Origin of the sequence: Plesiomonas shigelloides (assembly GCF_900087055.1) — a bacterium.
In the GTDB taxonomy this organism is placed as follows: domain Bacteria; phylum Pseudomonadota; class Gammaproteobacteria; order Enterobacterales; family CAMTGL01; genus Plesiomonas; species Plesiomonas shigelloides.
Window position 1 is genome coordinate 3374271 of sequence record NZ_LT575468.1, and the last position, 23477, is coordinate 3397747.

Here is a 23477-nt window from a genome sequence, read left to right on the forward strand (position 1 = left end):
AGATCTCGATATCGTCATCCCCGGCACAACGCCTCACGGTGGTAAACGACAGACAAAAAAAAGCGACCCGTAGGTCGCTTTTTTCACGCAGAAATGAGACTTAACGTCTGCCGGCCTTGCTGGTCAGCTCGATAACCCGAAGTTTTGCCAGGGCTTTCGCCAGTTCCGCTGAGGCCTGAGCATAATCGATATCCCCGTGCGAACTTTTGATCTGCTCTTCGGCACGGCGTTTTGCTTCCTGTGCCCGCGCCAGATCCAAGTCCTGCCCACGGATAGCGGTATCCGCCAGTACGGTTACGGAAGTCGGCTGCACCTCGAGGATGCCGCCGGAAAGGTAAATCACCTCTTCCTTACCGTGCTGTTTGACGATCCGCACCATGCCCGGCTTAATGGCAGTCAGCAGTGGGGTGTGACCGGATAAAATACCCAGCTCACCTTCACTACCGGTCACCTGAATGGTTTCTACCAGACCGGAAAAAATACGTTTTTCCGCACTGACCACATCCAGATGAAAAGTTATTGCAGCCATATTGCCCTCCTCAACGAAGCATTAGTACTTCTTGGCTTTCTCAACCGCTTCGTCGATGCCACCGACCATGTAGAAGGCCTGTTCTGGCAGGTGGTCGAAATCACCTTCCAAAATGCCTTTAAAGCCACGGATGGTTTCCTTCAGCGGCACGTATTTGCCCGGTGAACCGGTAAATACTTCGGCCACGAAGAATGGCTGGGACAAGAAACGCTCGATCTTACGCGCACGAGCTACAATCAGCTTATCCTGCTCGGACAGTTCGTCCATACCCAGGATGGCGATGATGTCTTTCAGCTCTTTATAACGCTGCAGCACAGACTGCACTTCACGGGCCACATCATAGTGCTCTTGACCTACCACCAGCGGATCCAGCTGACGAGAGGTCGAGTCCAGCGGGTCAACCGCAGGATAGATACCCAGTGACGCAATCTGACGGCTCAGTACCACGGTCGCATCCAAGTGGGCGAAGGTGGTCGCTGGTGACGGGTCAGTCAAGTCATCCGCAGGTACGTATACCGCCTGTACCGAGGTAATAGAACCGGTACGGGTAGAGGTAATACGCTCTTGCAGTACACCCATCTCTTCCGCCAGCGTTGGCTGATAACCTACCGCAGAAGGCATACGGCCCAGCAGTGCCGATACTTCGGTCCCCGCCAGGGTATAACGGTAGATGTTATCGATGAACAGCAGTACGTCACGACCTTCATCACGGAATTTCTCCGCAATGGTCAGGCCGGTCAGTGCTACGCGCAGACGGTTACCTGGCGGCTCGTTCATCTGACCGTACACCAGGGATACTTTGTCCAGTACGTTGGAGTCTGTCATTTCGTGGTAGAAGTCGTTACCTTCACGGGTACGCTCACCCACGCCCGCAAACACGGAATAACCGGAGTGCTCGATCGCGATGTTACGGATCAGCTCCATCATGTTTACGGTTTTACCTACACCGGCACCACCGAACAGACCGACTTTACCGCCTTTCGCAAACGGGCATACCAGGTCGATAACCTTGATACCGGTTTCCAGCAGTTCAGTGCTGTTAGCCTGATCTTCGTAGCTTGGTGCTTCACGGTGGATCACCCAGCGATCTTGTTCACCGATTGGACCTTTCTGGTCAATCGGGTTACCCAACACATCCATGATCCGGCCCAGTGTTTCCACACCCACCGGTACAGTGATAGGAGCACCAGTATTGTGCGCTTTCAGACCGCGCTTGAGGCCATCAGAGGCACCCATCGCGATACAGCGAACAACACCACCACCCAGCTGCTGCTGCACTTCCAGTACCAGCTCAGCACCCTCAACTGTCAGTGCATCGTACACCTGAGGTACAGCGTCCTGCGGGAACTCTACGTCCACCACGGCGCCGATGATCTGGACGACGTTTCCAGTAGCCATCTTGAATCCTCTAAAGTAATTCGTTTGCCCTTAAACCGCTGCTGCGCCAGATACAATCTCGCTCAGCTCCTGAGTAATGCTGGCCTGACGGGCTTTGTTGTACACCAGTTTCAGGTCATTAATCAGGTTGCCGGCGTTATCGGTCGCCGCCTTCATTGCCACCATCCGGGCCGCTTGCTCACAGGCGAGGTTCTCAACCACACCTTGATAAACCTGCGATTCGATAAAACGCGACAGCAGGGTATCTAACAGCGGTTTTGGATCAGGCTCATACAGATAATCCCACTTATGGCTTGGGATATCGTTTTCATCTGGTTTAGGTAAGGGCAGAAGCTGATCGATCGTCGGTACCTGAGACATGGTGTTCACAAACTTGTTGTACACCACGTGCAACTGATCCAAGCGACCTTCGTCATAAGCCTGCAGCATCACCTTCACCGGCCCGATCAAATCGGACAGGCTCGGGGTATCGCCCAGACCATTGGTCTGCGCTACCACTTTGGCTCCCGCGGAACTGAAGAATCCCGTGGCTTTTGAACCAATCAGCGCGACCTCAACTGCGACGCCTTTATCACTCCAACCTTTCATGTCGTTCAGGGTTTTCTTGAACAAGTTAATGTTCAAGCCCCCGCACAGGCCACGATCAGTGGAGATAATCAAGTAGCCGACACGCTTGATATCTCGTTGTTCCAGGTACGGATGCTTGTACTCCAGATTACCAAGCGCGATATGACCGATCACCTTACGCATAGTTTCGGCATACGGACGACTGGCAGCCATGCGCTCCTGCGTTTTACGCATCTTGGAGGCGGCCACCATTTCCATAGCCTTGGTGATCTTCTGTGTGCTTTGCACACTAGCGATCTTTGTTCGTATCTCTTTTGCGCTGGCCATCTCTGCCTCTCCGTCATGACGGGGCAGCGACTTACGCCGCTGCCCGACAGGTTACCAGGTCTGGGTTGCCTTGAAGGTATCCAGAATAGACTTAAAGCCATTCTCGATCTCTTCGTTGTAACCACCCGTTTGGTTAATCTGTGCCATCAGCTCAGCGTGGTCACGCTGGGCGAAGGAAAGCAGAGCAGCTTCAAAGTCGCCAATCTTGTTCAGAGTGATGTCGTCCAGATAGCCACGCTCTGCCGCGAACAGCACCAGCGCCTGAGCCGCAACGGACATCGGAGCATACTGTTTCTGCTTCAGCAGTTCAGTCACTTTCTGACCGTGCGCCAGCTGCTTACGGGTCGCATCATCCAGATCGGAAGCAAACTGAGCGAACGCCGCCAGTTCACGGTACTGCGCCAATGCGGTACGGATACCACCGGACAGTTTCTTGATGATCTTGGTCTGCGCCGCGCCACCCACACGGGATACGGAGATCCCTGGGTTAACCGCAGGGCGGATACCGGCGTTGAACAGGTTAGATTCCAAGAAGATCTGACCGTCAGTAATCGAAATCACGTTGGTTGGCACGAACGCCGAAACGTCGCCCGCCTGAGTTTCGATAATTGGCAGCGCAGTCAGAGAACCGGTTTGACCTTTTACTGCACCGTTGGTGTAGCGCTCTACGTAGTCCGCGTTAACACGGGCCGCACGCTCCAGCAGACGGGAGTGCAGATAGAACACGTCACCTGGGTACGCTTCACGACCAGGCGGACGGCGCAGCAGCAGGGAAATCTGACGATAAGCAACAGCTTGCTTAGACAGGTCATCGTATACGATCAGCGCATCTTCACCGCGGTCACGGAAGTATTCACCCATGGCACAACCGGAGTATGGCGCCAGGTATTGCAGTGCCGCAGATTCAGACGCTGACGCCACCACAACAATGGTGTTAGCCAGTGCGCCGTGCTCATCCAGCTTACGTACTACGTTAGCAATGGTGGACGCTTTCTGGCCGATGGCCACGTACACACACTTAATCCCGGAGTCGCGCTGGTTGATGATGGCATCGATCGCCAGCGCGGTTTTACCGGTCTGACGGTCACCGATGATCAGCTCACGCTGACCACGACCGATTGGGATCATGGCATCGACAGACTTATAACCGGTCTGTACTGGCTGGTCGACCGATTGACGATCGATAACACCCGGTGCAATCACTTCAACCGGTGAGAAGCCATCGTTGTCGATAGCGCCTTTACCGTCGATAGGTTCACCCAGGGTGTTAACCACACGGCCCAGCAGACCACGACCTACCGGCACTTCCAGAATACGACCGGTACAGGTGACTTTCATGCCCTCAGCCAGATCGGCATACGGACCCATCACTACCGCACCTACAGAGTCGCGCTCCAGGTTCAGTGCGATGGCATAACGGTTACCCGGCAGTGCGATCATCTCACCCTGCATTACATCGGCCAGGCCGTGAATGCGGATGATCCCGTCACTTACCGAAACAATAGTACCTTCGTTGCGAGCCTCGCTCACAACATTGAACTGAGCAATGCGCTGCTTGATCAGTTCGCTGATTTCGGTGGAATTCAGTTGCATGCTCCAGTCCCCTTAAGACTGCAACGATTCTGTGAGACGAGCTAAGCGGCCTCGGATCGAACCATCGATCACCAGGTCACCGGCGCGAATGATCACGCCGCCCATCACAGAATTCTCTAGGTTGCAATTCAGCTTAACTTTACGCGCCAAACGCTTTTCCATGGCTGCGATAATTTTATTCTGTTGTTCTTCCGTCAGTGGGGTGGCGGAGGTGACATCCACTTCCACTGTGGCTTCATACGCCGTGCGCAACTCAACAAATTGCATCAGAACATCAGATAACGCGGCCAGGCGGTGGTTTTCAGCCATCACCCGGATCAGGTTCTGGCCATGCGAATCGAGCTGTTCGCCACATACGGCAATAAACAAATCCGCCAACGCTTCCGGTGCTAACGCACCATCAAGCAATCCGGCAATCTGCTCATTGCGGGCAACTTGCGCGGCAAAGTCCAACATAGACTGCCACGCCTCAATCGCATTGTGTTCAACCGCAAAGTCAAATGCTGCTTTAGCGTAGGGACGGGCAACAGTAGTCATTGTTGACATAAGCCCTACCCTCCTTACAGTTCAGCAACCAATTTATCGACGATGTCGCTGTTAGCAGCTTCATCCACAGAACGCTCCAGGATTTTCTCCGCACCGGCAATGGCCAGTGCAGCCACCTGCTTACGCAGTTCCTCACGAGCACGCTTACGCTCAGCATCAATTTCTGCCTGACCTTGCGCAATGATCTTCTGACGCTCAGCATCAGCTTCAGTGCGCGCTTCATCCAGAATCAGCGCTTTACGCTTGTTCGCCTGTTCAATAATGGCCGCAGCCTGAACTTTGGCGTCTTTCAGCTGTTCCGCCATTTTGGCCTGAACCAGCTCCAAATCTTTGGCTGCACGATCTGACGCAGCCAGACCATCAGCAATCTTTTTCTGACGTTCTTCAATGGCAGCGATCAATGGTGGCCAAACGAGTTTCATGCAGAACCAGACAAATAACATGAACGAAATTGCCTGACCCAGCAGAGTTGCGTTGATATTCACAACGGCATCTCCCTAACAGTTAAGTGGCCGCGGAAAATTAACCCTGCAACAGACCCACAAACGGGTTAGCGAATACGAAGAACAGCGCGATACCTACGGCGATCATGGAAATCGCATCCAGCAGACCTGCGACGATAAACATTTTAACTTGCAGAGCAGGGGCCATTTCAGGTTGACGAGCAGAAGCTTCCAGGAATTTGCCACCCAAAATCGCAAAGCCGATAGCAGTACCCAGTGCGGCCAGACCGATCATGATAGCAACACCGATGATAGTAATGCTAATTACAGTTTCCATGGTTATCTCCAATTTATGTTTATAAACAGCCAGTTATTAAGGTTATGGGGTCACAATTAATGATCTGAATCCGTATGCGCCATACTCAGGTACACCACGGTCAGCATCATGAAAATGAATGCCTGCAGGGTGATAACCAGAATGTGGAAGATGGCCCAACCGAGTTGCAAGAACGTAGCGATAAAGCCCGAACCCAAACCGGCGGTGTACATCACAGCAATCAGGATAAAAATTAACTCGCCGGCATACATGTTACCGAACAGACGTAAAGACAATGAGATTGGCTTAGCCAGTAAGGTCACGAGTTCCAGAACGAAGTTAAAGGGGATCATGAGCGGGTGGTTAAAAGGATGCAGCGTCAGCTCTTTGATAAAGCCCTTCGGTCCTTTTACTTTCACGCTATAGAAGATGATTAAGCAGAACACACCCAGTGACAACGCAAAGGTTGTATTCAGGTCCGTGGTAGGAACCACACGCAGATAAGGAATGCCCATCAGGCTGGCCGCTTGCGGCAGGAAATCGACCGGGATCAAGTCCATGGCGTTCATCAGGAACACCCAGACAAAAATGGTCAGCGCAAGTGGCGCGATAGTGTTGTTACGACTTTGGAAGGTATCACGTACCGTTTGGTCTACGAATTCGACCAGCATTTCGACGGCACACTGCAGTTTCCCCGGGACCCCGGAGGTGGCTTTCACCGCAACACGATAAAATAACCACAAAAACAGACAGCCAATGACGGCACCAAAAAAGAGCGTATCCAGATGGAATGTCCAAAACCCCTGCCCCACCGACAGGTTTGTCAGGTGGTGCTGGATATATCCGGACGGCGTGAGAGCTTCACCCGATGCAGACATGATGCTTCCTACTCGTTGTTGTTAAAAATTACCGGTGCCAACAGGTTCACTGCCAACACAGCCAAATAGGTCAAGCACAAAGGAAGGAGTAACACATCCATGTACCTGTAAACCAATGCAAAAAGCGCAACTGTTACAAAAATTTTGGTGAGTTCTCCCACCATAAACGAACGCATGACTTGCTCAGAGTGCAGTGCGCCGCCGTAGCGAAACGCGAACCAAGCAAACAGAGCATTGGGGATCAGAACCACCACGCCACACGCTAATGCGGACCAACCCCATTGTAGGCGGTACACACTAAACAACAGACTACACAACAGCACCACACTGGCTTGGATCCACCAGATCCGGCGCGCAAAACGGCGTCCGGCAAGGGTTAATACAGACATCTCGCCCTTCTGATTGATAAGTGCCAGCCAACAGGTACTCCGCGGCTGTCTTTAATTCTTCCCTGCACTTGCAGGCGGTATTTTTTTATTACTCAGCCAAGCGGTGCCGAATAAAACGAAATTATACGGAGTCGGTATATCAATGCAATCTGTTAGCAGCAAAAACACGCTAAATTGTTTACATTTGGTAAACACAAACCGCTTATTTTGTACAATAAATAAGAATGCTTGTAATGCAAAAGAAAAAGGATGTCAGTAATATTTAACCTAACTTAATCAACTAGATAAATATAAACAGCCTGTTCTTTCTTATGCCGACGATGCAGTGATGCTAAATATAAACACCCTAACTGCCGCGCAGTCTATTCTCCCGGCGTTTGACCGGAGAATAATATTACATAATGATGCTACGATTTCATTCTGTTGCAACAAGATATTCTTATCACATCCAAGAAAATCGATTCAGCCTCAACATAACCGGTAATTGCATTATGTTTTGAGGAAAACATCACAAAAAAATACGTCCGTTTGGTAACTATACATGTCGCGCCATTCAACGCGGATCACGCCAGCATCCTGTAAATAGCACGCAACCAGATGCAAAACCAGCCCTTAGTTATGCTACTTTATTCATAGCAAAATAAGGCGGTATTTCGCACCGACAGATGTAACACCGCCGCTGGTGGTTACCCACAGCGGCGGTTATCGATAGTCGCGCTTATTGTACTTTGCGGATCAGCACCAGATGTCGCTCGGCATCCAGCTCCGGCACCTGCAGCGGAATAATTTGCTGGATTTGGCACCAAGCCGGCAATGGGTCACTGGCCGTATCAGGCGCGACGCCTTTGAGAGCATAAAACAGCCCTTGGTCAGCAGCCGGCAAATGATGACACCAATCCACCATATCCTGCAGTGATGCAAAGGCACGGCTCAGTACGCCATCAAACCCCTGCTCCGGCTGGAACTCTTCTACCCGACTTTGCACAGGGATGATATTGGTTAAGCCCAATTCGTGTTGTACCTGACGGATAAAACGAATGCGCTTGCCTAAGCTATCCAGCAGCGTAAAGGATTTATCTGGATTCATGATAGCCAGTGGGATCCCAGGTAAACCCGGACCAGTACCGACATCAATAAAGCGCTCGCCTTGTAAGTAAGGACTTACCACGATGCTATCCAGAATATGCTTAATCAGCATTTCTTGCGGATCGCGCACCGAGGTCAGGTTATACGCTTTGTTCCATTTATCCAGCAGACCGACAAAGGCCAGCAGTTGCTGTTTTTGCTGATCGGACACGGAAAGTGCCGTCTGCGCCAGCAGACGGTCTAAAGTTTGCGCTAACATGCGTTACAGTTTCCTTGAAGGCTACTTGCCGTTATGCGGTGCGACGCAACAGACCTTGTTTTTTCAACCACACCAGTAAGATAGACACTGCAGCCGGGGTAATCCCCGAGATCCGCGAAGCTTGGCCAATACTGGTGGGTTTGTGATCGTTGAGTTTAGCAATCACTTCGTTAGACAGCCCGTTCACTTGGCGATAATCCAGATCCGCTGGCAACGGGGTGTTTTCGTGTCGCAATTGCTTTTCAATTTCATCTTGCTGGCGCGCGATGTAACCGGCGTATTTCACCTGAATTTCAACTTGCTCGGCGGCTTGCGCATCGGCCAGCGCCGGCGCAAAAGCCTCCAGAGCGGTCAAAGTGGCGTAGTCCATCTCAGGGCGACGCAGCAGATCTTCACCGCTGGCTTCCCGTGACAGTGGCGCGGAAATTACGGCATTCACCGCATCGACACCTACGCTGGTCGGATTGACCCAGGTTGAACGCAGACGCTGACGCTCCAACTCGATGTTTTCCAACTTCTCGCTAAAGCGCGCCCAACGCTCGTCATCCACCAGACCTAACTGACGACCGGTTTCGGTTAAGCGCAGATCGGCGTTGTCTTCACGCAGCAACAGACGATATTCCGCCCGAGAGGTAAACATGCGGTATGGCTCTTGGGTCCCTAAAGTACACAAGTCGTCCACCAGCACGCCCAAATACGCTTGGTCGCGACGCGGGAACCAGCCCTCTTTTTCTTGGGCGAACAAACCGGCGTTCAAACCCGCCAGCAAACCTTGCGCTGCCGCTTCTTCGTAACCGGTGGTGCCGTTGATCTGACCGGCAAAGAACAGACCACGGATCACTTTGCTTTCCAGCGTCTGTTTCAGATCGCGTGGATCGAAGAAATCATACTCGATCGCATAACCTGGACGGACGATATTGACGTTTTCCAAGCCGCGGATCGAACGTACGATCGCCATCTGCACGTCAAAAGGCAAGCTGGTGGAGATCCCGTTCGGGTAAACTTCGTGGCTGGTTAGCCCTTCTGGCTCTAAGAAGACTTGGTGTCCGTTACGATCACCAAAGCGCATCACTTTGTCTTCGATCGATGGGCAATAACGCGGCCCGATCCCTTCGATGATCCCGGCATACATTGGACTGCGATCCAAGTTAGCGCGGATCACATCGTGAGTACGCTCGTTGGTGTGGGTGATGTAGCACGGCATCTGCTCTGGATGCTCGCTGGCATCGCCCAAGAATGAGAAGACCGGCGCAGGATTATCACCCCATTGCTGCTGCAGGGCAGAAAAATCGATGGTTCGAGCATCTAAACGCGGTGGCGTACCGGTTTTGAGGCGCTTAACACGCAGTGGAAGCTCGCGCAGACGGTGCGATAGCGCGACTGCTGGTGGATCGCCCGCACGGCCGCCGCTGTAGTTTTCCAACCCGATATGGATCTTGCCGTCGAGGAAAGTACCCACGGTTAACACCACCGCTTTGGCGCGGAACTTCAAGCCCATCTGGGTAACGGCGCCTACTACCTGATCATTTTCTACGATCAGATCGTCGACTGCTTGCTGGAAGATCTGCAGGTTAGGTTGATTTTCCAGCGCGGTGCGCACCGCTTGGCGGTACAGCACACGGTCGGCTTGAGCGCGGGTTGCTCGAACGGCCGGGCCTTTGCTGGCATTGAGAATGCGGAATTGGATACCGGCACGATCGGTGGCACGGGCCATCAGACCGCCCAAAGCATCGAGCTCTTTGACCAAGTGCCCCTTGCCGATCCCACCGATCGCAGGGTTGCAAGACATGTGCCCTAATGTATCGACATTATGGGTCAACAGGAGTGTCCGCAGTCCCATGCGGGCAGATGCCATCGCGGCTTCGGTACCGGCGTGTCCGCCACCGATCACGATGATGTCAAAGGGATCCGGGTAAAACATGATCACCACACCTCGGTTTGTGCGTTAACAAGATCTTCTTGGGGGAATTATTCGCTAAGGATCACGGATTCTACTTAAGTTTAGGTCGTAAGGGAAACCGGAATTGATCTGGCTTAAAAGAAAATAAAGATCTTTTTATATAGAGATCTTTTGTTGGATCTTCTATTAGGATCGCAAGATCTTGTGGATAAGGATGAATTGATCAACGAGATCATTCAGTTACCAAGGATCATTTACTGTGGAAGATCCGTGATCCTAGGGCGGACAAGCTGGGATCAAAAGTGGGGTTTATCCACAGAGGCCTGAGGCATGGTGAGTTGTTCTTTGAATAAATACCGGTTATCCCTGTGTATGATCAGTGCTTATCCACAGAGATCCACAATGATAACCGAAAAATATTTTTTACTGTTTATCCAGTAAAGTTATCCACTGCTCAAGCCAGACCTCGGCCGGATCTTCGGGGATAACTCCGGTGCTGACATCAATTTCTAAGCGTTCACCGATCCGCTGCGCGCCTTTGGCTTGCAGAACCTGATCCAAGGTTTTCACAGCCTGACAAAAGGTATCGTAAGCTTGGCTACCCAAACCAATCAGGCCATAGCGCAGGCCGTGCAGATCGGTACTTTGTTGCAGTTGCTGCAGCAGCGGTTGCAGGTTATCGGGAACCTCACCAGCACCGTGGGTTGAGCTGATCAGCAGCCACAGGCTATCGGAGGGGATGTCGCTCAGCTGTGGACCGTGTAAAACCTCAGTGGTATAGCCTTGCTGCTGTAACAGGCTTTCCAGATGTTCCGCCACATATTCGGCGCCGCCGAGGGTGCTGCCGGTGATCAAGCTGATGGATGTCATAACAATACTTACCTGTACTAACTCGTATTTGCCTAGCGCGTATTTACCCAGGACGCGGTATCAACACGATCTTGCGTTGTGATGGCGGTCATTGTATGCCGGGATCGCACCCTTGCCTAGAGTTGGGAAGATCGTGTGGATAACTTTTCTGATCCGGTGATTTGCATCCACTGAACGGTGTGGGTGTCGTGGGTGTGTGGATCATCCGTAAAGTGGGGATCCACTCGGTTTTCGGCCCTTTAATGGCTTAGCGCGTTTGTTGCACGCATTTATCGCTAACAGGTTATGACGTGGCACAGAGTATGATCGGTGCGTCATGTTGACTACGGAGATCCGTTTGCCGCCTGCTTTTCCGGTGTCCTAAGGACAAGTCCCGAGAGCGTTTATGGTTCGTTGCTGGTATGGCAACGGAAGGCGGCCTTAAAGAGCATGTTGGCCGACAGGGACGACAGCACATGCGTAACCTGAAGTGATACCGAGCTTGGCCATGAGGTGTTTCCTGTCTTTGCTATCGCGTTGGCGTTCGTTGCCATTTTCCCCCCTGCGTACGGGGTATAGCACCTATCTTTATGATATCTCTGCTATTGCCTTATTGTTGCTACCGTTAACGCTCGCCAATGCGCTGACGGTGCTGTCGGGGCAAGCCCTGTCGTATGCCCATTGGCCGGCTGCCGCCGCGCAGTTATTTCACCTGTCCGATATTCTGATCAACTTATACCCGCTGGCCCTGTGCGTGGTGATCAGCTATTACCTATCGCATAAGACCTCGTTTAACAGCGCCGCGTTTATTTTGTATGCCTTGACCTTGCTCTATGTGGTGTCGGGCGTGAACGGTCTGTTTGCTGGCACCTTGCATCTGCCGAATAATCCGTTGTTGGCCATGCTCAGTGCGGTCATCACGCTGCTGTTTTGTCGCTGCTTTCGGTTTCGGGAGTTGCAGCCACAATCGGCGGATTTTGCCCTGTTATTGCTACGCCAAGTCGGCCAATTTTTACTATTTTGCTTGCTGGCGCTGTGGGTGGCGGCGCTGACGAGAGCCGGGATTGCACTGTTTACTGGGCTGCTTAGCCATTATCGCCCCGATCCGCTGACCTTGAGCGGCGGTTTGATGTATCAATTTATTCTGGGTGCCCTCGGTTCGGTGGGCATTAACGGGCATAACTTTTTATTGTCCGTGAAACAGATGCTGTTTGCGGTGACTCAAGAGAATTTAGCCGCGTGGCAGGCCGGGCAAGCGCCGCTGCATACCATTAGCCAAGGTTTTTATGATGCATTTTTGTCGATGGGCGGCTCGGGTAACAGCATTTCCTTATTGCTGTGTATTTTGCTGTTTTCTCGCGATCGTAAACACTTGATGTTGGCTTTTGCTGCCTTGCCGATGGTGCTATTTAACATCAATGAAGTGTTGTTGTTTGGCTTACCGATTATTTTTAACCCCTTGCTGATCATTCCTTTTATTGGGGTGCCGTTGGTCAGTTTTGTGCTGGCTTATTTGGCGATCAGTTATGGATGGGTCAGCCCTGTGGTGACCATTGTCGATTGGATGACGCCGCCGCTGTTAAGTGGCTATCTGGCGATGGGCGAGCAGGTGAGCGGGGCGCTGTTGCAGCTACTGCTGATTGTGGTGGGAACGGCGCTGTATCGGCCGTTTTATCTGGCCTTTGCTGGCCAAGGGCAACGGATGGGGTCTGGGGTCGCCAGTGGTGTGGAGCGCGTGACCTTTAGTGCATTGCTCGCAGAGATGCGCGCATCGGCGCAGGCCAGTTTACAGCGCGCCAATGCCCAGCGGCGGGTGACGCGAATTTTGCGCACGGGCGCACTGGTGATGCACTATCAGCGTCAGCACGCCGTGCAAGGTGAGGCAGGGCACTGTTTTGAGGCATTGCTGCGCTACCGTGATGCCAATGGGCTGTTGCATGGGCCGGCCTTTGTGGCCGATTTTCAGCTGTTGGATGCGATGCCAGCGCTGGATCGACGGGTGGTGGATCTGGTGTTGGCTGACCTACAACGCCTGCCTGCGGCGCCCAACGTGCGCGTGAGTGTGAATATTTCGGCGCGTACCATCAGCCAAGCGGAGTTTGTACCTTATTTGGCGGGGCGCTTGGCGCACTTTGGCATTGCGCCAACGCGGCTGGAGATTGAGATCACCGAAGAGGCGGCGTTGGATAACCGTTCACAGCTGTTAGACACCATGCAAGCGTTGCAGGCGATGGGTTGTCAGGTGGCGATGGATGATTTTGGCGCCGGTTTTGCCTCTTTCCCTCATCTGATGAAATACCCATTCGATAAAGTAAAACTGGATCGCTCATTACTGCTGGACTGCACGGCGCCGAAAGGGCGTGAGTTGTACCGCTTGTTGGTGCAAATCGGTCAGTTGGCGCCTTGTCAGGTGGTTGCCGAAGGGGTTGAAACTGAGCAGGAGCTAGCGTTTGTCAGCGAATGTGGCGTGGATCGGGTGCAAGGGTTCTTGATTGCTCGTCCGCAACCGCTGGAGGCGGTGAGTGAGTTTTTACGTGCTGCAGAGAGTGACTTGCCGTAAGACGAAGTAGTGGAAGTCGTGCGTGTTTGCCGCGCTTAGATAATGCCAAAGCGGCCTGAATCAGACCGCTTTGGGGGCAACACGAGGTGCTGCTGAGATTATGTTTCGGGCAGCGCGACGCGCTTACTTGCCGATGCAGAATGTAAATAATTTATTATCTTCAATATGTTAGTGACTTTTCGGGGGCCACTTGGAGTAAAAGTAACTAAAACAGCATATTGAGAGGCCGCTCACGGGTTTCTGCCATCGTGCAGCGTTCCCACATAGTCCATTCTCAATTGTGCAGCCTCCCCATATGAATCAATGCGAGGCCCCCACATGCAGTCAAAGCCGCCTTCTAGGTGAGTTTTGAGCGTATTTTGAACCGACTATAGCATCGCTTGGTACTTGGAAAGCCGCTTTTACTCTTCGAACCGTGCAAGCTTCCCATAGGTAGTTTGGCTAACCGTGCAATCATCCCACATACCGCCAATTTAATCCCAGCCCTTTATCAGCCTGGCTGAGCGGGCTTTTAGGCCCTCTAGAATGGTGCTGCTGATGGTATCGGGGAAGTCTGCTGGCAATTGCTGGGTAACGAGCTCAATAACATTATCAACGGAGTTGGCCAGTTCTGTCAGGATCTCTTCCATAGCAGAACGCTCAAATCCCACAGTTTTCGCCGTTTGGAAGAAATGACGCGGGAATATCTGTTCAATGGAGTACTTCTTTCCCTTGCTGCATGCTAGGCCCATAGCGAGCTTGGCGTCCCTTCGGTTGAGGCCTCGGCCGCCAAACACTGGATAGACAGATAGGATGTCGTAAAAAGGGGTCAGGCGAAAACGCCCTTCCGGTTCAATAAAGACCGAGAAGTTCTTTGCATGGCCATCGGTGGCTGCCAGCAGCCAGAACAGGACCTGAGATTTCATGAACAGGTAGCGATCCTGTTCTGGTGTCGCAGAGCCCAGCAAGGTTTTCATGATGTCAGTGATCCCTGGTCCTCCATGGCTCTCGTATTTCCGTGCTGACGGAACATTCAATACCTGACAGAAATCTTCTTGGGGAAGGCGCATTATCCAACTGCGATCGGCAGCGTAACGTCTGTCGAAGCGTTCCACAGCCAGTGCTTTGACCTGGCCAACCTGCATCATGAAGCAGTGAGGTACGGGTAGACCAAACTCCTTGGCAATCAGAGTGCAGAGATATTCGTTTTCTACGCTCTGGGAGAGGTCTATCGAGTAGGAGTGGCTTTCAATCTTGCCGATAGGGAGTTTGATAATGTGGGTTGTCGGCGTTGCTTTGAGTGGCAAGTACCAACGGCCATCGATATAGAGCAGCGCAGTCTTTTCTTGCGCCCCGGCGATAGAGATCCGGAACTCCTCTTGCTCCCTGACCATCCCCAAAGGGATTCCTGATTTGTAGCTGGTCAGGATCTGCTCGAGCTCGTCATCGGAAAGTGCCTTGTAGTCGATTCGCCTGACATCTGGAACATCGTGCCCTTCGGTAACCAGCTGTAATGCCCCTACGCTATCCTGGCCAATGCAACTGAGCAGATCGAAGGGCTGGGTTGATGCCGCTTGATAGCGTGCTACAACCCTGTTTCTCACCTCCGTATTATCTGGCAGCAGGTTGTCGAAGAAGTTATAGGCTTCATCGCCCCGGTAGGCCTGATGGCGCAATGGCATGGAGAGTGAGATCGGACGGCTGCCCGGTTGTGCTAGCCATGACTCATGGTACTGAAACTGATGGGCGCCGCTGGTAGTTTTGGTGAATGTGCCTACCCGATAGCCGTTCATGTAGACAGCCAGATTGGCCATTACCACTCCTCCTTCCAGCCCGATGCCGGACTCTCGGATGACTCATTGCGGGGTTTGATATCCACTGACAATTCGAGTGCTGCGAGGATCTTGAACAGGGTTTCCAGCTTGGTGGACTCAGGATTGAGCTCGAAGCTGGAGACTGTGTCTTGCCTAATCCCCACTTTCTCGGCCACTTTGCCTTGAGAGAGCTTTTGAGAAAGCCTGGCATCCTTGATACAGGCGCTCAGCTGCTTGGCGCTGGTTACTTTCATGATTCGACAACCTGGTAGCGTGCCTTCTTCCAATTTACACGCTATGGCAGGTATATCAATGTTTACCTGTTATAGGAGGTAAATGTAACTTACACGCTGTAGGCGGTATCTAACATTTATCCCCTATAGCGGGTAAGAGAACAGCAGACGGGGAGATTACCAAGCCATGGGGTAAAGAACTGCCGCGCTACGCTTGGCTGCTGGCTTGTTCGGTGAGTCGAAAAGATGACTCACCTCAAAGCCCAGCTTCTGTAGATTTCCTCCTTTGGCATCCCATTCAGCAGATCAGGAATGGTGAGCAACGTCGCTTAAATACTCAAATACAACTCAAAAGCGACTTTGTGATGACGGATCACACTTAAAGTTTGTGCTGTCAGATCAAAAGGCTATCGAAAGGTTGTGTTTCGATCGTCATATGGTGGTTCTAAAAAGGTATACCCCATTAAAACCACTTAATACCCTCTCGAAAATCATATTGAAACCACTTATATTGAACCAAAAATTAGGAACCACTTTAAACAGACTAATGGGGGTTTCAATGTTCATACGGGCGTATTTACGTGCATCGACTGTGGAACAGGATGCTGAGCGGGCACGAGAGCTGCTGATTGGTTTTGCTGCTGAGCATGGCCATCAGATTGCCAGTTTCTATGTAGAGAATGAGTCGGGGGCGACGCTGGACAGGCCTGAGCTTATGAGGCTGATCCGCGACGCAGCAGATCGTGACATTGTGCTGGTAGAGCAGATTGATCGTCTGGCCCGTCTCAATCAGACAGATTGGCAAACACTGAAGCAGTTGTTGGCCCAGAAACAGCTCTCCATCGTTTCTCCTGAACTTCCGACTTCTTGGGTGGCATTACAGGGGGACAGTCGTTCCGAGTTCACCAGCGCCATTTTGCAGGCTGTAAATGGCATGCTGCTGGATATGCTGGCAGCCGTCGCTCGCAAAGACTACGAAGATCGCCGTCGCAGGCAGCAGCAGGGTATTGCCAAGGCCAGGGATGAAGGGAAATACCGTGGTAGGCAGAAGGATGAGAAGAAGCGTCAGCACATCGCCAGGCTGTTGGTGACAGGCCACAGTTATTCCGCGATTCAGGAGATGCTTGGTTGCTCAAGGTACCTTATCGCCAGTGTGGCCAAGGAGGTGCGCAGTTAGCTCCAGAAGTAGTAATTTTTGATGACCGGCCCACCCTTGCGTTTTGGGCGTGGGGTTGTCTTGAGGGTTTTCGCTGTCCAGATAAGAGCGATGCTCAGCGCAGTGAACAGCCCGGCGGGCCAGTGCCAGCAGGTGAGTGCGGCAAGAGCCATTAACTGCAACCTGGCCGTGATGGGGCGCCTGGTGGCCCAGGCCAGTATTGGCCAGCACCAGTAAACCGGTGGCAGGCAGATCAGCAGCCATGCAAACAGCGTGTCGCCAAGTGCCATCAAGCCCAGCGCAACCACCGCCATGAGGGCGATATCAGCGATCGGTTTCATGGTGTCGCTCTTTTTTGTGCATTTTGTAGCTATACAGACTCCACACGAAGACAAGCGTGAAGAAGGCCAGCAAGCCTAACATCCCCCAGCTGAACGCATCCATCGTGTTACTCCACCACTGAATATAATTTCAGCATGGCACCGAAGGCCTTGGTGTTCAATCAACTTATTGAAAATGTTGACTTTGTTCGTTCGTGACAAAGTTGGAGTACTGGAATCCAGTGGCTTATTGACCAGTGGAATCAGCGCCCTTATCCCCGGCCAATCTCTGTCCAATTCCTTTCCACATAACTATCTATCTGGAATCTTGGTGAGGATATTCCAGATAGTGGAATGTCGCTTCAGAACGAGCACATGGAATATTGATAGGGGCTTTCCCATCTATCTGGAATGTTAGGGGCGGGCTTCTCTATGGAAATCCGCTACTTTGGCCACTCCAAGCTGCGGGATGGAAAGCAGGAGCGATGATTCCTATCTATCTGGAATAATGGTTTGTTCTTTCACACGGTGAGCAGCTGATGTGTCATCCCATCCCATCTGGCTTTCGTCTTCTCACACCTAGGCATGATTTGCCCCATGAGCCGGTAAATGCACTCGCTATGGGGGGGCTCTCATGGCTGATAGGCCAAGTGGGGCGTTGTTGATCAAATCAGAGCCTGGAAAGCCCGCGCCTAAGGGGCTTGCTGCTCTTAGCTGACCTGGCGAACAGGCATGCCAAGGCTCACCATTTTGTTCATCACCTTCACCCCGGCCAAAGCCTATGCCACTTGGCCGTGTCCGCTTTTGAGCGTTGGTGATAGCTGCTTTCCCTTTCCCACTCGGCAGCTGCCCGGCTTTCAGCGCCGCCACTGCCTCGTTCCTTGGGTGACCTTGCTCCCAGTACCCCGCTGTTTTGCGGGGCGGGATGCTGGCTTTGGCGCGTTTTCTTTGCAGTAGCCGGTGGTAGGCTTTGCTTGTCATAAGCCCCGTCGGCGCAGTGGATTGAGCAGGCCGGGCAGTACCTCGCTATCACCGCCGTTTTCCAGGCTCACTTCGGCGGCGATAGCCTCATGGGTCTGCGCATCGACGGCCAGGTGCAGCTTGCGTCAGACACGGCGCTTTTTCCTTGCCGTACTTACGTTGCTTACACTCGCCTTCGCCATAGACCTTGAGCCCGGTGCCAAGTGGGCAACGGGGCCCTTGCTGGGCAGGCGATAGTGGATGTTGACCGTCTTGGCGCGCTTTCTGATGCAGCTGTAACTGGGCGAGGTCAGCGGCAGTGCCATCAATTGGAACAGGGAGTTGATAAAACCTTCCAAGGCCCACAGAGGCAGGCCGAACAGGCCCTTGAGCATTGGCGCCGTTTCGATGGTGGTATCGCTGTGCTCGAAACCACGGCCCGGTTGTAGACTGCCCAATTAATTATGTCGTGCTTGGCCTTGCCCATCTGCGGTTCTCCTCCGATACGTCGGGGGATCGGATCACGGCAAGACAGAATGGTTCAACGCATTTGGGAAACAACGCCGGCCAAGTGCCTATCACTGTTTCTGCAACGTTCACATGTGAAAGTTGCAATTGGCCTTCCAAACTATTTGCAAAATTAGCTAATTTTGCTAAGTTAGCTAAAAGCTTATATCAAGGTTAAATATTAAATATGATAGATCAGATATATCTAGCAATACGCAAGGCTTTGGAAGGGGCGCCTCGTAACCAATATATGGCTGAATTACATCTTCAAATTATCAAATACGCTGATGATCTTAACCATATAACTGCAAAAGAGTTTTGCGAGGGGGTTGGCATTAGAGTAAGTCTTGGGACTGAATTTTCCAAAATGAGGAATATTACTCCGAGGTTGAAAGCTGCTGGTTTAATAACAGATCTAGTATGAACATATTAAAAATCAAAAAGGTAACCAGCATTAAATGAAGCTTTATTATAATACTGAACTTGGGAAGCTCTATCTTGGTGATTCGTTAGATGCACTGAGTGTAGAAGAAGTTAATCAATATAAAGGTAAGGTTAATCTAATAATCACCTCCCCACCCTTCCCTTTGAATAATAAAAAAAAGTATGGAAACGAGATAGGTGATGCTTATAGGGAATGGTTTAAAAAGCTAACACCTATATTCAATCAGCTTCTTGCTGATGATGGCTCTCTTGTAATTGAAATAGGTAATGCTTGGGAGCCTGAGCGTCCAGTTCAGTCTACTCTACATTTAGAGTGTCTTTTTGAAATGACGAGGCAGGAGGGTTCTGAATTACGACTTATCCAAGAGTTTATTTGCTACAACCCAGCTAAACTTCCATCTCCTGCTCAATGGGTGACAGTAAACCGATGGAGAACTGTTGATAGTTATACACATGTTTGGTGGCTCGCTAAAACTGATTATCCGAAAGCAGATAATCGAAAAGTATTACGTCCATATAGTAAAAGCATGAGAAAGCTACTAGAACGTCAAAGTTATAATTCCGGAGCACGCCCATCAGAGCACAATATTAGTGAAACGGGATTTCTGAAAGATCATGGTGGAAGTATTTGTCATAACTTTTTTGAGATGGAGCCATTAGATGAATCTAGAGAGGTGCGTCTACCACATAATGTAATGTCTTTCTCAAATGTATCATCAAACGATTTCTTTACACGGAAGTGCAAAGAGTTAGGTGTTACACCTCATCCAGCACGAATGAATAAAGGTATTGTGAACTTCTTTATAGAGTTTCTAACTGATGAAAATGATTTAGTTTTTGATCCTTTTGGTGGTAGTAATACGTCAGGATTTTGTGCTGAGTTGAAAAATAGAAGGTGGTTGTCTATCGAAGCTAACTGTAAGTACGCAGAGCAATCAATAATCAGATTTGAAGACCCAGAACTAAAAGGAAAATGATATGAATTTGAACGAATCTTTATCGACAGATTTATTAAAGGAAGGCAAAAACAAAGAGCAGTTTGTGGGTCGCCCGTTCTATTTATCATATGACATTGCGAGATTGTTAGTCTGTGATGCATGGAAGGCTCAGGTAAAAGGTATTCCAGCTGGTTGCTTCCTATTGGCATTCTACGACGGTGAGGATGGTGTTGAAGAAGCTGTGCTATTGAGAGCTCTTTCACAAACAAAGTTACCAACAGATAACGATGTAATATCATCGATGATTGAGTATTATAAAGATAATTTAGATATATCGGGTCGGGCAGGCAGTGTGAAAGGGGGAAAGCTAGACGAATTCACACGATACGAGTTTAGTTTCTCAGGGCTCGAATGTCGTGTTCTTGGTGTATTTTATCGAAACCAAAATGGGAAAACTGAGTTCGGCGCTGATCTTGAAAACTTCTACTCGGCTAATAATTATAGTGTTTATAAAGCAAGTGGTGACGTTCTTGAATTCATTGTAAATCAGAGAGATGATGGTGGTTTAGCTGGGCAAGACTCTGATTTTAAAATTGGTAGTGTCAGATATTCCTCCAGTCGCAGGCATCAAACTCAAGAGCAAGATGTTGGTGTATGGGTAAATCCTAAAGACTTTTTAGGTAAGAGATCTGCGATGTTTGGTATGACTCGTACCGGTAAGTCTAATACTGTAAAGAAAATCATAGAAGCAACCGAGGAAATATCGGCTAAAGCCAGAACGGAACTTCATTCTGCCCCTGCTGAAACTTTGGAGTTTTCTGATTCCGGTAGTCCAACATTCCCTGTTGGACAAATTATATTCGATGTTAATGGTGAATATGCTAATGCCAACAGGCAAGATTCAGGAACTGCTATTTATGACCTATATAAAAGCAAGGTGGTCAGATATAGTGTTTTAGAAAAAGGAAATGATTTCAAGGTAATGAAGGTCAACTTCTTTAAAGATATTGAAAGTGGTTTTAGCCTTATATCTAGTTATCTTCAAGAACAATCAATTGGTGGCGACTATGTAAATAATTTTACTGCAGTTAATTTTGAGGTGCCAGAGAGTTCCAACATAAATGGTTCCGAATGGACTAGGTATAATAGGTTAATTGCTGCATATAAATGCTGCCTATATAGAGCAGGCTTCAAGGTGCCTCAGGGATTAAAAGTAAGATTTACAGGTGCGGCTGAAATAAATAGTGCCATTCTTGATGGGAAAATACTAGACCCCAAACAGGGTTTAACTTTAGAGGAAGCCTGTACCTGGTTTGAAAAAACTTGGGAACAATACGAAGAGTTAAGTTTTTTTAAAGATTATATCAGCAAAAAAGGATATGAATGGGCAAATGATGACTTGAAGTCTATGATGGTCTTTTTGTCTACATATAAATCACCAGGGAAAAAGAATCAAGTTAGTGGTTACAAAAAAATTCGTGTAAAGCAATTACATAATTTACATACTATAAGTATGGATGAATCGTTTGAAGTCGAAATACCCAAACTGCTACAAGAAGGCAAGATTGTCATTGTTGATTTGTCCCAAGGTGAACCTGTTGTTCAACGACTATTTTCAGAGAAAATATGTCGTTCTGTTTTTAATATTTCCATGGATAGATTCATAAAAAACCTCCCTAACAATTTCATTCAGTTCTATTTTGAAGAGGCTCATAATTTATTTCCCAAAAAGGACGATAAAGATCTCAGTCAAATATATAATAGGATCGCAAAAGAAGGGGCCAAACTTCACTTGGGAATGATATACGCGACACAAGAAGTTAGTTCGATTAGCTCTAATATTTTGAAAAACACTCAAAATTGGTTTATTGCTCACCTCAATAATATTGATGAAACTAGGGAGCTAGAAAAATATTATGACTTCAAGGACTTTACACAATCATTAGTTCGCTTTTCTGCTACAAATGACAAGGGGTTTGTAAGAATGAAAACATATACAAACCCATTTATTGTTCCTGTTCAGATTGATAGATTCTTGGCGAATAGGGGAATGTGATGAGCTACAGTTCTAAAGGAAATCGTCCATTTGAGTGGGCCAGTAAATCACAACATTCTCATGTGATAAACGATCCGTATGTTCAGAGTTTGATGAAGAGATGTAAGTTTCCATCTACTAATGAAGAGGCTGAGAGTGATGTTAGAGACTTCGCTTTTGATATAGAAACAGGTCCTCATCGCAATGTAACAACCATTATTGCTGTAGATGGTGGATATTCTGAGGTAACAGTACGTAAAAACTATCCTAGCTCTAAAGTTGCATTTTTTCAGTTTGGTGGTTTAGAGTTTAGTCTCGATGATTTGAAACAATTGGGAGAATCACCATTTATTCACCCAGAAAAAATGGAAAAATTTAAAAAGTTAGAGCGTTTTAAGCTTGCGATACCAACAAAGGCGACGTCACTAGACTCTTTATCTATGATCGATTCAGTAAGAATTCCACTAATTGAATTCTTTAATGAGGGACGAGATGGGAAAAAATATATAGATACCTTAAAGTGGCTTGTCTTTCATGATTTTAAAAACAAAGGTGTTGGTAATGACTCATCTTTGAAGGAGATTTGTTTTGGAAGCTTGCCAAAAAGGGGGGGGAGAGAGTTTAAAGATATAAAAATAAGAAAGTCAGATATTGATTCTTGTGGGTATTTCGATTGCGGTGGTGAAAGATTCAATCTTATTGACATACTAAGATTTCATGAGGTTATAGATGAGGAGCTTGGTGCTAGTGGCATACTAGGTTATCTAACAAATGTTATAGAACATATAATCATAGTTCATTGCATTAAAGAAATTGTTACGAGAAAGCCTTCTTTTTTGAAACGTTTCCTCTTCATTAAAGATGGACCTCTCGGCTTTTTCGGGCAAACAGCTAAATTACACAAAGATATGAGGGAATTGTGTAATCTTTATATCCAAGAGTATTCTCTGAAGTTGGTAGGAATTGAAAAGTCAGGTTCTTTTGTTGAGCATGCAGAACATATCACATCTGGAGAGGATGCTTGTTTGCTGAAAGGGCAGGTATTGCCATTATTTAATAATTATATTTATAAACACATACTTCCTGGGCCAGCTACAGAAGAGGAGCTAAATAATCTTTCTCCATATGCTTCCACATCATACTACAGTGGAAAATTGATTTATCGTAGTCAAACGGATCGAACCTGGGTGTTGACTCTTCCAATAAAAGATAGCAATGAGATAAAAGTGTTGAATAAGAGCTCATTCTCAAACATTGATGAAATTCTGAATGTAATTGATCATTTAAGGTGTGACATGTATGAGAATGCTATTGTTCCTATTGCTTTGGTGAATCAGCTGGTTTCGCTTGCAAATCACCCTTCATCAAAAATGTTGGAAAAGTTCGCCATCCAGAAAATCAATGAGTGAATTATCAATTGTTAAATGGAATAGAGGTATAGTATCCATGAT

The 23477-nt window shown here is 49.2% G+C and carries 21 protein-coding genes and 1 pseudogene; 6 read left to right on the plus strand and 16 right to left on the minus strand.

Annotation, left to right across the window (positions count from 1 at the left end; genetic code table 11):
- Positions 1-100: 100 nt before the first annotated feature.
- The 12 genes from NCTC9997_RS14985 to mioC all read right to left on the minus strand — a co-directional run bounded on the left by NCTC9997_RS14985 (position 101) and on the right by mioC (position 11101).
- Positions 101-529 carry a F0F1 ATP synthase subunit epsilon gene (locus tag NCTC9997_RS14985; RefSeq protein ID WP_010863018.1) on the minus strand — a complete coding sequence of 143 codons (429 nt, stop codon included), beginning with the start codon at positions 527-529 and terminating at the stop codon, positions 101-103.
- A gap of 21 nt (positions 530-550) precedes the next feature.
- Positions 551-1927 carry a F0F1 ATP synthase subunit beta gene (gene atpD, locus NCTC9997_RS14990; protein WP_010863017.1) on the minus strand — a complete coding sequence of 459 codons (1377 nt, stop codon included), beginning with the start codon at positions 1925-1927 and terminating at the stop codon, positions 551-553.
- Positions 1928-1957: 30 nt separating this feature from the next.
- Positions 1958-2821, minus strand: a complete 864-nt coding sequence (gene atpG / locus NCTC9997_RS14995) for a F0F1 ATP synthase subunit gamma (RefSeq protein ID WP_010863016.1) — start codon at positions 2819-2821, stop codon at positions 1958-1960.
- Between the two features lie 51 nt (positions 2822-2872).
- Entirely contained in the window at positions 2873-4414 is a 1542-nt protein-coding gene (gene atpA, locus NCTC9997_RS15000) for a F0F1 ATP synthase subunit alpha (protein ID WP_010863015.1), read from the minus strand.
- 12 nt (positions 4415-4426) lie between these two features.
- Positions 4427-4960 (minus strand): F0F1 ATP synthase subunit delta, encoded by a 534-nt coding sequence (gene atpH, locus NCTC9997_RS15005; protein ID WP_010863014.1) that lies wholly within the window; start codon positions 4958-4960, stop codon positions 4427-4429.
- A 14-nt stretch (positions 4961-4974) separates the two neighbouring features.
- On the minus strand, positions 4975-5445 hold the full coding sequence (atpF, locus tag NCTC9997_RS15010) for a F0F1 ATP synthase subunit B (RefSeq protein WP_010863013.1): 471 nt from the start codon (positions 5443-5445) through the stop codon (positions 4975-4977).
- Between the two features lie 37 nt (positions 5446-5482).
- The gene (gene atpE / locus NCTC9997_RS15015; RefSeq protein ID WP_010863012.1) at positions 5483-5740 is read right to left on the minus strand and encodes a F0F1 ATP synthase subunit C; all 258 of its coding nucleotides are present in this window, start codon (positions 5738-5740) and stop codon (positions 5483-5485) included.
- Between the two features lie 56 nt (positions 5741-5796).
- The gene (atpB, locus tag NCTC9997_RS15020) at positions 5797-6597 is read right to left on the minus strand and encodes a F0F1 ATP synthase subunit A (protein ID WP_010863011.1); all 801 of its coding nucleotides are present in this window, start codon (positions 6595-6597) and stop codon (positions 5797-5799) included.
- 8 nt (positions 6598-6605) lie between these two features.
- Entirely contained in the window at positions 6606-6986 is a 381-nt protein-coding gene (locus NCTC9997_RS15025; protein ID WP_010863010.1) for an ATP synthase subunit I, read from the minus strand.
- A gap of 718 nt (positions 6987-7704) precedes the next feature.
- Positions 7705-8331, minus strand: coding sequence for a 16S rRNA (guanine(527)-N(7))-methyltransferase RsmG (gene rsmG, locus NCTC9997_RS15030; RefSeq protein WP_010863009.1), 627 nt, complete (start codon positions 8329-8331; stop codon positions 7705-7707).
- A gap of 31 nt (positions 8332-8362) precedes the next feature.
- Positions 8363-10252 carry a tRNA uridine-5-carboxymethylaminomethyl(34) synthesis enzyme MnmG gene (gene mnmG / locus NCTC9997_RS15035; protein WP_064978535.1) on the minus strand — a complete coding sequence of 630 codons (1890 nt, stop codon included), beginning with the start codon at positions 10250-10252 and terminating at the stop codon, positions 8363-8365.
- Between the two features lie 402 nt (positions 10253-10654).
- Positions 10655-11101 (minus strand): FMN-binding protein MioC, encoded by a 447-nt coding sequence (gene mioC / locus NCTC9997_RS15040; protein WP_064978372.1) that lies wholly within the window; start codon positions 11099-11101, stop codon positions 10655-10657.
- 487 nt (positions 11102-11588) lie between these two features.
- Between mioC and NCTC9997_RS15045 the strand changes: the two genes are divergently transcribed.
- Complete coding sequence (locus NCTC9997_RS15045) at positions 11589-13640, plus strand: EAL domain-containing protein (protein ID WP_064978373.1); 2052 nt, start codon at positions 11589-11591, stop codon at positions 13638-13640.
- 473 nt (positions 13641-14113) lie between these two features.
- Here NCTC9997_RS15045 and NCTC9997_RS15050 read toward each other — a convergent pair whose 3' ends face one another.
- Together NCTC9997_RS15050 and NCTC9997_RS15055 are read right to left on the minus strand one after the other, a co-directional pair.
- A complete protein-coding gene (locus NCTC9997_RS15050) occupies positions 14114-15433 on the minus strand; it encodes a type II toxin-antitoxin system HipA family toxin (RefSeq protein WP_064978374.1) in 1320 nt (439 codons plus the stop codon).
- Positions 15433-15687, minus strand: coding sequence for a helix-turn-helix domain-containing protein (locus NCTC9997_RS15055; RefSeq protein ID WP_017410478.1), 255 nt, complete (start codon positions 15685-15687; stop codon positions 15433-15435). Before NCTC9997_RS15055 ends, NCTC9997_RS15050 begins: the two co-directional genes overlap by 1 nt.
- A gap of 538 nt (positions 15688-16225) precedes the next feature.
- On the opposite strand from NCTC9997_RS15055, the gene NCTC9997_RS15060 reads away from it, so the two are divergent.
- Positions 16226-16843, plus strand: coding sequence for a recombinase family protein (locus NCTC9997_RS15060; protein WP_064978536.1), 618 nt, complete (start codon positions 16226-16228; stop codon positions 16841-16843).
- Here the strand turns inward: NCTC9997_RS15060 and NCTC9997_RS15065 are convergent.
- Complete coding sequence (locus NCTC9997_RS15065; RefSeq protein WP_064978375.1) at positions 16840-17163, minus strand: hypothetical protein; 324 nt, start codon at positions 17161-17163, stop codon at positions 16840-16842. The genes NCTC9997_RS15060 and NCTC9997_RS15065 overlap by 4 nt on opposite strands.
- A 689-nt stretch (positions 17164-17852) precedes the next feature.
- Positions 17853-18542: pseudogene (locus NCTC9997_RS15070) on the minus strand (IS5 family transposase); the annotation flags it as partial.
- Positions 18543-18796: 254 nt separating this feature from the next.
- Between NCTC9997_RS15070 and NCTC9997_RS15370 the strand changes: the two are divergent.
- The 4 genes from NCTC9997_RS15370 to NCTC9997_RS15090 are packed head-to-tail and all read left to right on the plus strand — an operon-like array spanning position 18797 to position 23435.
- The gene (locus tag NCTC9997_RS15370; protein ID WP_064978378.1) at positions 18797-19033 is read left to right on the plus strand and encodes an HTH-like domain-containing protein; all 237 of its coding nucleotides are present in this window, start codon (positions 18797-18799) and stop codon (positions 19031-19033) included.
- Positions 19034-19067: 34 nt separating this feature from the next.
- Complete coding sequence (locus NCTC9997_RS15080; protein WP_064978379.1) at positions 19068-20030, plus strand: site-specific DNA-methyltransferase; 963 nt, start codon at positions 19068-19070, stop codon at positions 20028-20030.
- Between the two features lies 1 nt (position 20031).
- A complete protein-coding gene (locus tag NCTC9997_RS15085; protein WP_064978380.1) occupies positions 20032-22047 on the plus strand; it encodes an ATP-binding protein in 2016 nt (671 codons plus the stop codon).
- Positions 22047-23435: a hypothetical protein gene (locus NCTC9997_RS15090; protein WP_064978381.1), complete on the plus strand. Its 1389-nt coding sequence runs from the start codon at positions 22047-22049 to the stop codon at positions 23433-23435. Before NCTC9997_RS15085 ends, NCTC9997_RS15090 begins: the two co-directional genes overlap by 1 nt.
- The last annotated feature ends 42 nt before the right edge of the window (positions 23436-23477 follow it).

Excerpts from the sequence above, each read along its gene's own strand:
- atpH (WP_010863014.1), bottom strand. The coding sequence starts at position 4,960 with ATGTCAACAATGACTACTGTTGCCCGTCCCTACGCTAAAGCAGCATTT.
- NCTC9997_RS15090 (WP_064978381.1), top strand. The coding sequence starts at position 22,047 with ATGAGCTACAGTTCTAAAGGAAATCGTCCATTTGAGTGGGCCAGTAAA.
- atpE (WP_010863012.1), bottom strand. The coding sequence starts at position 5,740 with ATGGAAACTGTAATTAGCATTACTATCATCGGTGTTGCTATCATGATC.
- mioC (WP_064978372.1), bottom strand. The coding sequence starts at position 11,101 with ATGACATCCATCAGCTTGATCACCGGCAGCACCCTCGGCGGCGCCGAA.
- NCTC9997_RS14985 (WP_010863018.1), bottom strand. The coding sequence starts at position 529 with ATGGCTGCAATAACTTTTCATCTGGATGTGGTCAGTGCGGAAAAACGT.
- rsmG (WP_010863009.1), bottom strand. The coding sequence starts at position 8,331 with ATGTTAGCGCAAACTTTAGACCGTCTGCTGGCGCAGACGGCACTTTCC.
- NCTC9997_RS15025 (WP_010863010.1), bottom strand. The coding sequence starts at position 6,986 with ATGTCTGTATTAACCCTTGCCGGACGCCGTTTTGCGCGCCGGATCTGG.
- atpB (WP_010863011.1), bottom strand. The coding sequence starts at position 6,597 with ATGTCTGCATCGGGTGAAGCTCTCACGCCGTCCGGATATATCCAGCAC.
- mnmG (WP_064978535.1), bottom strand. The coding sequence starts at position 10,252 with ATGTTTTACCCGGATCCCTTTGACATCATCGTGATCGGTGGCGGACAC.
- NCTC9997_RS15045 (WP_064978373.1), top strand. The coding sequence starts at position 11,589 with ATGAGGTGTTTCCTGTCTTTGCTATCGCGTTGGCGTTCGTTGCCATTT.
- NCTC9997_RS15085 (WP_064978380.1), top strand. The coding sequence starts at position 20,032 with ATGAATTTGAACGAATCTTTATCGACAGATTTATTAAAGGAAGGCAAA.
- NCTC9997_RS15050 (WP_064978374.1), bottom strand. The coding sequence starts at position 15,433 with ATGGCCAATCTGGCTGTCTACATGAACGGCTATCGGGTAGGCACATTC.
- NCTC9997_RS15055 (WP_017410478.1), bottom strand. The coding sequence starts at position 15,687 with ATGAAAGTAACCAGCGCCAAGCAGCTGAGCGCCTGTATCAAGGATGCC.
- NCTC9997_RS15060 (WP_064978536.1), top strand. The coding sequence starts at position 16,226 with ATGTTCATACGGGCGTATTTACGTGCATCGACTGTGGAACAGGATGCT.
- NCTC9997_RS15080 (WP_064978379.1), top strand. The coding sequence starts at position 19,068 with ATGAAGCTTTATTATAATACTGAACTTGGGAAGCTCTATCTTGGTGAT.
- NCTC9997_RS15065 (WP_064978375.1), bottom strand. The coding sequence starts at position 17,163 with ATGAAACCGATCGCTGATATCGCCCTCATGGCGGTGGTTGCGCTGGGC.
- NCTC9997_RS15370 (WP_064978378.1), top strand. The coding sequence starts at position 18,797 with ATGATAGATCAGATATATCTAGCAATACGCAAGGCTTTGGAAGGGGCG.
- atpD (WP_010863017.1), bottom strand. The coding sequence starts at position 1,927 with ATGGCTACTGGAAACGTCGTCCAGATCATCGGCGCCGTGGTGGACGTA.
- atpA (WP_010863015.1), bottom strand. The coding sequence starts at position 4,414 with ATGCAACTGAATTCCACCGAAATCAGCGAACTGATCAAGCAGCGCATT.
- atpG (WP_010863016.1), bottom strand. The coding sequence starts at position 2,821 with ATGGCCAGCGCAAAAGAGATACGAACAAAGATCGCTAGTGTGCAAAGC.